Raw genomic sequence first — 9,263 nt, 5'->3', positions numbered from 1 at the left:
TCTCCACGATTACGCGCCCGAGCAGCGCCTGCACGGGCGCCGCGGCGGCAGGCGCATCGGGCGCGGCGCGCACGGTCTTCCACAACGGCACCAGTTCGGCCTCGTGCGCGGCGACGCTGCGCTCGACCTCGGCCTGCCAGAACGGCGGCGCCTCCCCTTCCACGAAGTTGCCGCGTCCGCGTCCAAAATGCGCGACGGCCAGGTAGCGCAGCACGCTGCCGACGAGCAGCGTGCGCAGGAACGGGTCGGCAAACTGCACGGTGGGCTTGTCGCGGTCCGTCGTCGTATTGAAACCCCACGCGGCGCCGGCCATCGTCAGGGCACCGACGATCGCGCCCAGCAGCGCGCCGCYGCCCAAGGTGAGTCCGCCCGCCATCAGGTCGGCCGACAGCCCCGTCGCGGCACCGGAGACGACGGCCCCGAGCAGGCCGGCCTGCGCCTTGTCGATGGGAGCGCGCACGGCGAAGTTCTCGCGCACGCGGGCATTGATGCGGCCCGCTTCGCCCGGATCGAGGCGGTGCAGGCGCAGCAGGCCGACCGTGGTATCGCCGATGCGCCGCTCCAGCCGTTCGACGAGGCCGGCCATGGCGGCATCCTGGCGCTTCTGCGCATCCTTGCCGAGACCCACCGCCTTCAGCGCGGACTTCAGCAGGCCCGCCTTGCCTTCCTGTTCGATGGACTGGCTGTCGCGCGCGGCCTCCGCCAGCATCTGCGCGCCCAACTCCACCGAAGCCCGAAAGCGCTGCGCATTGTTCGCCTGCCAGGCCGCCAGCAGGCGCGCGTAGCTGTCGCGCTTGGCCTCGTCGATCAGCTTCCCCACGCGCTCGTAGAACACATCCTCGTGCACCCAGCAGCGCGCGAACGCATCCAGAGCGAGCACGTCGCGCACGATCGGGTACTGGTCGAGATGGGCCTTCCAGCGCGCCTGTTCCGCCTGTTCCTCGTCGTCGGGGCGCGGTGGCCCGAGCTGGTTGAGCAGCACGACGACGGGCTTGCCCAACCATTCCAGGATCCGCATCTCGGCCGCCAGATAGCCCGCGTCGCGCGGATCCTCGGACGAATTCACGAGGTAGAGCACGACGTCGGCCGCATCCTTCGCGGCGCGCAGCGCCTGCTGGCTGAGCCAGAACGGCCGGTCGCGGTAGCGGTCGAACACCTCGCGCAGGAACCAGCCGATGGGATTGCCGGCCAGCGCGAGCCGCTTGAGCAGGCGCACCGAGTCGCCGAAGCCGGGCGTGTCCCACAACAGCAGGCGGTCGCCCGCGGGACTCGTCTGCAGCGTATGTGCTTCCGCGAACACGGTCACGTGGGCGGCGTCGCGCACCTCGCCCACGTCCATGCCGACGAGGGTGCGCGCCAGCGTGGTCTTGCCGTTGTTCGTGTGCGAGACGAGCGCGAACTGGATGTCGACGGGCTGCGCGATCATGCCGCCCCCGATACGGCAAGGCCCGTGCCGAGATCGAGTGGATGGCGTTCCGGATGCAGCAGGTCGACGACGGTCGCACGCGTATGGTGGTACTGGCAGAACTGGTGCCAMAGCGCGACGCGCTCCACCACCCGCGCGTCGAACCCCGCCTGGCCGGCGCCGCGTTCCACGAGCGAGGACTCGTCGAGCAGCACGGCGATGCCGCGCGGCGTATTGCGCGCGAGGTAGTCGAGGAAGGCCCCGTGGTTCTCACGCTCCGGCGTGGCGGCCAGGTTGAACAGGACGGCCGTGATGGCGACGTCGGCATCGTCGAGGCGCGCGTCGCGCAATGCATCCTTCGGCTCTTCGCCGTACGGGCAGGACGGTCGCAGCATCAGCTGCGCCTGTTCGCCGAGGACCATCGCCGCGACGGCCGCGAGCCCCTTGTGACGCGCTTCGTCGACCGTGAAGCTGTACGGGATCACGCGCAGCACGGCCGGGCCGGACGCGCCGACGCGGTCGGCCAGCAGGCGGAAATAGGGTTGGCCCAGGTCGAGCGGAAGCCGCTGCGCGAGGCGGCGCGCGCGCAGCCCCGACACGATGGCCAGCACGAGGCGCGGCAACACGACGAGCAGCAACAGCGTGGCCGCATACAAATGCACCCAGCGCGCGCCGCCGGCGGGCGACGGCTCCTGCACGAAATGGAGCGCCTGCACGTCGGCCAGCGCAAAGCCCTGCAGCGGGAACACGGCCAGCGCGGGCGCGAACAGGAACGAGAGCAGTGCATGCACCTGGGCCGCATCGAGGAAGGTGCTTTCCCATCCGGCCGCATACTGCGTCAGCACGCCGCGCGCATACAGCGACGCGATCGCACCGAGCGCGAACGCGGCCGCCGCCAGGTGGATCGTGCGGCCCAGGCGGAGGTGCGTGAGTTTGGCCGTCAATTGCGACCAGTCCGTGAAATACTGCGCGATGCCGGCGGCGAGCGGCGCCGGCAGCTTGCGGGGCAGCGCAGCCTTGCCGACCGACAGCCGGCGCAGCAGTTGCGGGCTCGCCCAGCCGGTCGACTTCGACGGCACGAGCGCCCACACGATCAGCGCGAGATAGACGAGCAGGTTCCAGGCCAGGATCAGCAGCAGCGGCGCCGACAACAGGTCGACCCGATGTGGATTGCCGATGCGGTCCAGGCCGGCACCGGCCACGAAGCCGACGATCGGCAGCAGCACGGCCAGCACGGGCAGCAGGCTGCGCCGCTGGCGGAACGCGGCAAACGCCGGCGTGCGCTCGGCCAGCCGCTTGAGGATCAGTTCCGCGCGCTGGCCAAGAAAATGGTCGAGCCTGGGCTCGCTCTTGCCTTCGGCCGCCTGCCAGTGCGCCAGTTCGCGTGCGCTGCGGCTGGCATACATGCGGTCGTCGTCGGAAAGGATCTCGCGCTTCGCGTCGGCAGTTTCGATGGCGCGCATCAGGACGACATCGCGTGCGGTCCGCTCGTTCATGGGTCCCCTGTCTGGTTGATTTAACAAGTTGACAGGGGCATTGTGCCTGAGTTTCTGAAGAGGCGCCGGCTTGCTCGACCGCGATCACCGCTTCCCGGCGCGCGCCGACGAAGCGCAGGCGCCGCTAGCCTCAACCGCCCAGGATCCTGTACGAGGCCGGTGCTTTTGAATACGTTTCGCGATCGGACAGTGTGATAATCGTGTTGACGTGAGAACGGGCCAGATCGTCAGCGTAAGCGTCGTAACGCATGGCCCAATTGCCCTGGCCAATTTCACGCTTGGTGAAACTGTGTCGCGCGTGACCGATCAAAAGGATTTGCCATTGCATCCTTGCGGCATCGGCCTCGAATCTGAATCGCGCCAACGTTTCGTCCGCAATGAACGGATCGCTGGCACCGGTGATTATCACGAAGTTGGTCGACGACCTGGCGGCGGTGAGAGGTTGTTCCGTGGACGGGTCACCATGTACGGAAAAAGCCGCACTCAACGAGGCATCGGCGCGCGCCAATTCGAACGCAAGAGACCCGCCAAAACAAAAGCCGATCGCCCCCAGTGGCGCGTCCGAATCCCAATTCGCCTCCAGTTTGCGTTTGATCTCGCAGAGCCGCTCGCGCACTTCGAGCGGGTTGGCGCGGGCATGATTGATTACTGAATCCGCACGCTGGTCGTATCCGCGCGGTTTATGGTTCTTCCCGTATAGATCGACGAGGATGACTTCGGCGTGACAGGCATGACTGTACGCGTCAGCCAGCCGCGCCGCGCCGGGCGTATGGGCGCCATCGAAGTCCGGAAACATCAAGAGACGGGCTCGCGCGGGCTGGTCGCCTGGCTGGGCGAAACGATATGCATCATGTAGTGTTCCTGCCGCGGTGATATCGAAGGCTTCGCCGGAACGTGTGCCGTAAACCATGGTAACTATGCCTTTATCTGATCAAGTCCCGGGATGGGACGGAAAAGTCGGTGGCAACCCGCGGCAGGATGGACCAGCCGTGAGCAGCGGCGAGGTTTTCCATCTCTTCATTGCCCTCGACAATGACCGCTTCGCCGAGGCGTATCAAAAAGGGCAAGTCGGTCGGGTGGTCGCCATACCCGATACAATCCGTGGCCGCAATGCCGACTTTGTCGAGGAACGCTGCCAACGCCTGCCATTYGCCGTCGCCGATCGTTTGGGGCGGCAGGATGCATCCCGTCAGCGTCCCGGTGCTGTCGACCTCCAACTCGATCGCCAACACGTGCGTTGCGTCCAGAACTTTTGCTAACGGAGAAAGAAACAAACGGGCCGAGCCGCTCAAGAGCACGACAGGCAAGCCGCGCCCCCGATACCATTGGAGCGCACTCAAGGTCGCCTGCACGAAGGTTCCCTGCCCGCTTTCGATCAGCCGGGCGCACCACTCCTCGGCGCAGCGTTCCATGCGCGCGGCGCTCTGGTTTGCAAAGGCGGTATAGAACAACCGGTTGACCTGCTCCCGCGATTGCGACCGGGCGGTGACTCGCAGGCCTGCGAGCCAATCGGCAAACGGTTGGCCCTGCACGAGCCCGTCCGCACCGTCGTACTGGCAGAAAAAATATTCAGCGAAGCTGAAGAGGCCCTTGATGGTCAGGATGGTCTCATCCACATCGAACACGGCCAGCTCAGGCATCGAACATGTCATCGAGCGAGTAACGGAACGGGCACTCATAGATCAGGCCGCCATCAACGGTTGCAACAATTGACGCTCGCTGGATTCCAGCGCCTCGACCGCGGCGGCATGTTCGCGCTGGCTGATCCATTCGTTCTCATAGGCGCTGAACGAGACGTTGCAGACGGCGCAAAGATTGCCCGCCTGGTGAATTTCGATACGTGCTTCCATGGAGAAGTTTCCTTTCGATCCAATTTTTTTCGATAAGATAAAGAAGCGTGCACATGCGTCGAGCGGAAAGACGAAAGCCTTGAACTCCGTCGACATGTTGTGAATCACAAAATAATGTTTCACCGTCTTGGGCAGGAAGAACTGTTCGGTCACCGCCAGGAATGACTGGCGTGCAGCTTCGGTAATACTCATCCCCTGGATATGTTGTCCCGACATATGATCTTCAAAAAATTCATTGTCGCCGTCGAAATACAGGTCGAGCGTGAATTCCGTTTCGGACACTTGCTCGGCAAGACTGACCATAATATTGCGCTTCTTGTGTTTGTGCGCTTCGAAGATCGACGCCTTGGGGCGCTTTTGCACACGGCACAAATTGATATTCGTCGATACAGGGGAATAAACCTGGACAAGCCGCTCGAGCTCGGCGCTATCGACGCCCTGACCGAACAGGATGTTTACTTTTCGATGAGCTTCCTGACTTGCGATAAAGTCGCGAAATTTACTTACCGTCAAAACGGCACCATGTTTATCCGAGAAGTTCTCAAAACGATCATTCACAACGTAGATGGTATCCATTCTCTAGCTCCGAAGTAAGTTAATGTAGTCCAATTAACTACTCTGGAATTATATATGTGAACTTTCGATTGCTGACGTTTAATATTTTGAAACGGCTGTTTAATTATTGAGATAGCGCAAGAAAAATACATAACTTGTTTTAAATCAATACCGCGACCAAACCCTCCAATTAGGGAATAGCCGCCATATTTTAATTCCGCAATGTCATATAAATCTCTTATATTCAAAAATACAAAGCCAATATATCCAACGCCTCCTCTGGCAACCTCCCCCGCCAAATATTCACCGAATTAATTACCGTAAAAAGCCCGGATTATCACGAGGATCGTGACGTGAATTGAGCGGGCAAGAAAAGAATGGGCGCACCCGCAAGTGCGCCCTGCCAGGCGTCACTGCTTCGGTGCGTCCCAACTGCCGCCCAGCGCACTGATCAGATCCACCGTCGACGTGGCACGTGCACCGGCCAACCGTACCGCCGTGCGTTGCGCTTGCTCAACCGTACGTTCGGCTTCGATCACATCCAAAAATCCGATCTGGCCTTCCCGATACAAGGTACGTGACAGATCAGCTGCGCGCCGGGCCGCCGTTACCGCCACGGCTTGCACGCGCTCTTGCTGTTCCACGACATGCAGTCCAGAAAGACTGTCTTCGACTTCGCGGAACGCCACGAGCACCTGTTGCCGGTAGTGCGCTACCGCTTGCTGATAGACCGCCTCCGCATTCTCGACACCGCTGCGCCGTCGCCCACCGTCGAACAGAGGAAGCGACAGGGCCGTGCCGACCAGGGGCCCGAGCAGGAAGGTACGGCTCGACCAGAGGTCCAGGTCACGCAGGGACGCAGACTCGAACCCGGCGGTGCCGGTCAAGGTCAGGTTCGGGAAATAGGCTGAGCGGGCCATGCCAACGCGCGCGTTGGCTGCGATAACGGCATACTCCGCGGCCGCGATATCGTGACGCCGTTCCAGCAATGCCGAGGGCAGACCTGGCGGTACCTGGGCGGTAATCGATACCAGCGGCGAAGCCGGCAGCGAGAATTGCGCGGGCGCTTTGCCAAGCAGGATCGCCATGCCGTGTTCGGTGCTCGCGCGCTCGCGCTCGATGCTGAGCGCATCGGATTGCGCCTGGGACAGTTCCGTCTTGGCGCGCGCCAGATCGAGTTCACTGATGTCGCCCTCGCTGAAGCGGCGTTGCATCAACCTGAGCGCGTCTTCACGCAACCTGACGGTTTCGTTCAGCAATGCCAGTTCCGCGTCCAGGGCACGCATCCTGAAATAGGTTCTGGCGACATCGGCCTGGAGGCTCAAATGTACCGACCGCAGCAAAGCTTCGCGCTGCCCGGCATCGGCCCCGGTGGCGGCGGTTTGCGCCGCCACCCGTCCGAACAGGTCGACCTCATAGGCGGCCCTCACTTCCGCGCGCCAGAGCGTTCGTTCGGTCACCTCGGCATCTGGAGGCAGACCGTTGGCTGCCGGCGAGACACGCTGGCGCGTCGGCCCGAACCCGGCATCGACGGTGGGGAACAGGTCGGCGCGTGCGCGGCGGTTCAGCGCCCTTGCTTCCTGAACGCGTGCGACCGCCGCCTTCAGTTCCTGGTTGGCGTCCAGTGCCTGCCGCTCCAGGTCGTCGAGGATGGGATCTGCAAAGATCGCCCACCATGTGCCGCGCGCCTGGTGTTCGGACGGTTGGACCGGCTTCCAGTCGGCCGGCACGCCGGCGGCAGCGGCTGTGCCAGCTTCCTTGAAGGCGGTCGAGAGGCTGGTATCGGGCCGGGCGTAGCGCGGCACCTGGGAACAGCCGCCGAGCGCAACCAGCAAGCCCAGCGATGCCTGGGCCAGCAACGATGTTTTCATCCGATTTCCCCCGACTTCGCAAATGGTGATTCAACTTCGACGGGCACGATGCTGGAATGCGTGCCGCTTGCACTACGTTTTTTCAACGCGAACTTGCGCAACATGACATAGGCGACGGGCGTGAGCATCAAGCCGAACAAGGTCACGCCGAGCATGCCGAAAAACACGGCAATGCCCATGGCGCGACGCATTTCCGAGCCGGCCCCGGTCGAGATGGCCAGCGGAACGACGCCCATGATGAACGCAATCGAGGTCATCAAGATGGGACGAAGGCGCAAGCGGCAGGCTTCGAGTGCCGCCTGGACGACTGTCCGGCCCTGGGTTTCCAGGTCGCGGGCGAACTCGACGATCAGGATCGCATTCTTGGCCGACAGCCCGACCAGTACCATGAGGCCGATCTGCGTGAACAGGTTGTTGTCGCCGCCGGTCATCCATACGCCGACCAGGGCTGCCAGGATGCTGGTGGGAACCGCCATGATGACGGCCAGCGGCAGAGTAAGGCTTTCGTAGAAGGCAGCAAGGACGCAATACACCAACAGGATGCTGAGCGGAAAGATCCAAAGCGCGGCGTTACCAGAGAGTATTTGTTGATAGGTCATCTCCGTCCACTCATACTTGATCCCCGGCGGAAGCACATCAGCGGCGACCCGGTCGATCGCGGCCAGCGCCTGTCCGGAGGAGTAGCCAGGCGCGGCCCCGCCGTTGATGTCGGCCGCCGTGAACCCGTTGTAGCGGACTACCATTTCAGGACCGTAGGTCGTGTTGACATTGACCAGTGTCGACAACGGCACCATCTCGCCGCTGGCGGTGCGCGTCTTGAGGAGGCCGATGTCGGACGCGTTGGCACGGTAAGGAGCGTCCGCCTGGACCCTGACCTGGTAGACCCGGCCGAAGCGGTTGAAGTCGTTGACGTACACGGAGCCGAGATACACCTGCATGGCGTCGAACACCTCGGTGACCGGAATGCCGAGCTGCTTTGTCTTGACGCGGTCAATGTCGACATTCAGTTGCGGTACGTTGATCTGGTAGCTGGAAAACAAGGGGCCGAGTGCCGGTTCCCTGGCAGCGCGCTTGATGAAAGCCTGGGTTGCCTCGTTCAGGCGTTCATAGCCCAGTGCGCCTCGATCTTCCAGTTGCAGCTTGAAGCCGCCCAGGGTTCCCAGCCCGAGCACCGGCGGYGGCGGGAACACCGCGACGAAGGAATCCTTGATCGACGCGTAATCGGTGCTCAGTTTGGCCGCGATCGCTTCGGCGGTCAGTTTCGGGTCGCCGCGCTTTTCCATTGGCTTGAGCACGATAAAGACGATGCCGGCGCTGGATGAATTGGTGAAGCCATTGACCGACAAGCCCGGAAACTCAAGCGCTCCTTCCACGCCTGGCTGCTTGCGCGCCATCTTCGTCATGGTGTCGATGACTTTTTCGGTGCGATTCAGCGAGGCGCCGGTCGGCAATTGTGCAAATGCGATCAGGTATTCCTTGTCCTGGGCGGGAACGAAACCTGTCGGCACGCCGTTCACGACGACGTAGGTGGCACCCAGCAACAGCGCGTAAAAACCCGCCATGACCGTCTTGCGGCCGATGGCGCCCGCGATATTCCTGCCATACGATCCCGACAGGCGCTCGAACCTGCGATTGAAGACATTGAAGAAAGGTCCGAACAGCCGGTCCATGAAGCGCGTCAGCCTGTCCTTGGGAGCGTCGTGGCCCTTCAGCAGGATGGCCGCGAGCGCGGGCGACAGCGTGAGCGAGTTGATCGCCGAAATGATGGTCGAGATCGCGATGGTGATGGCGAACTGTTTATAGAACTGGCCGACCAGGCCAGACATGAATGCCAGCGGCACGAAGACCGCCGCCAGGGTGATGGCGATGGCGATGATCGGTCCGCTGACTTCACGCATGGCCCGGTAGGTGGCGTCGCGCGGGCTCAGGCCCTGCGCGATATTGCGTTCGACGTTTTCCACCACGACGATGGCGTCGTCGACGACGATGCCGATCGCCAGGACCATGCCGAACAGCGACAGCGCGTTGATCGAGAAGCCGAACAGCATCAGGAACGTGAACGAGCCGACGATCGACACCGGTACCG

8 protein-coding genes are annotated in these 9,263 nt (G+C 62.8%); all 8 read right to left on the bottom strand.

Going from position 1 to position 9,263, the window contains the following annotated elements:
• A partial coding sequence (locus AC1DYX_RS23375) for a DUF3482 domain-containing protein (protein WP_477263294.1) occupies positions 1-1,426 on the bottom strand: 1,426 nt, incomplete at its 3' end.
• Positions 1,423-2,901: a DUF2868 domain-containing protein gene (locus tag AC1DYX_RS23370; RefSeq protein ID WP_477263292.1), complete on the bottom strand. Its 1,479-nt coding sequence runs from the start codon at positions 2,899-2,901 to the stop codon at positions 1,423-1,425. The genes AC1DYX_RS23370 and AC1DYX_RS23375, both read right to left, overlap by 4 nt.
• Before the next feature lie 130 nt (positions 2,902-3,031).
• Complete coding sequence (locus tag AC1DYX_RS23365) at positions 3,032-3,811, bottom strand: dienelactone hydrolase family protein (protein WP_477263290.1); 780 nt, start codon at positions 3,809-3,811, stop codon at positions 3,032-3,034.
• Positions 3,812-3,824: 13 nt separating this feature from the next.
• Positions 3,825-4,541 (bottom strand): HAD family hydrolase, encoded by a 717-nt coding sequence (locus AC1DYX_RS23360; RefSeq protein WP_477263288.1) that lies wholly within the window; start codon positions 4,539-4,541, stop codon positions 3,825-3,827.
• Positions 4,542-4,583: 42 nt separating this feature from the next.
• Complete coding sequence (locus tag AC1DYX_RS23355; RefSeq protein WP_477263286.1) at positions 4,584-5,327, bottom strand: AfsA-related hotdog domain-containing protein; 744 nt, start codon at positions 5,325-5,327, stop codon at positions 4,584-4,586.
• A complete protein-coding gene (locus AC1DYX_RS23350) occupies positions 5,306-5,605 on the bottom strand; it encodes a hypothetical protein (protein WP_477263284.1) in 300 nt (99 codons plus the stop codon). Before AC1DYX_RS23350 ends, AC1DYX_RS23355 begins: the two co-directional genes overlap by 22 nt.
• A 111-nt stretch (positions 5,606-5,716) precedes the next feature.
• Entirely contained in the window at positions 5,717-7,177 is a 1,461-nt protein-coding gene (locus AC1DYX_RS23345) for an efflux transporter outer membrane subunit (protein ID WP_477263282.1), read from the bottom strand.
• Positions 7,174-9,263 (bottom strand): efflux RND transporter permease subunit (locus tag AC1DYX_RS23340; protein ID WP_477263280.1); only part of this gene is annotated, 2,090 nt, incomplete at its 5' end. The genes AC1DYX_RS23345 and AC1DYX_RS23340, both read right to left, overlap by 4 nt.

This window comes from Massilia sp. P2_C2, from assembly GCF_056404615.1.
Note: the sequence above shows the minus strand (reverse complement) of the source record. Positions and strands in the feature narration are given on the sequence as shown.

Excerpts from the sequence above, each read along its gene's own strand:
- AC1DYX_RS23365 (WP_477263290.1), bottom strand. The coding sequence starts at position 3,811 with ATGGTTTACGGCACACGTTCCGGCGAAGCCTTCGATATCACCGCGGCA.
- AC1DYX_RS23355 (WP_477263286.1), bottom strand. The coding sequence starts at position 5,327 with ATGGATACCATCTACGTTGTGAATGATCGTTTTGAGAACTTCTCGGAT.
- AC1DYX_RS23345 (WP_477263282.1), bottom strand. The coding sequence starts at position 7,177 with ATGAAAACATCGTTGCTGGCCCAGGCATCGCTGGGCTTGCTGGTTGCG.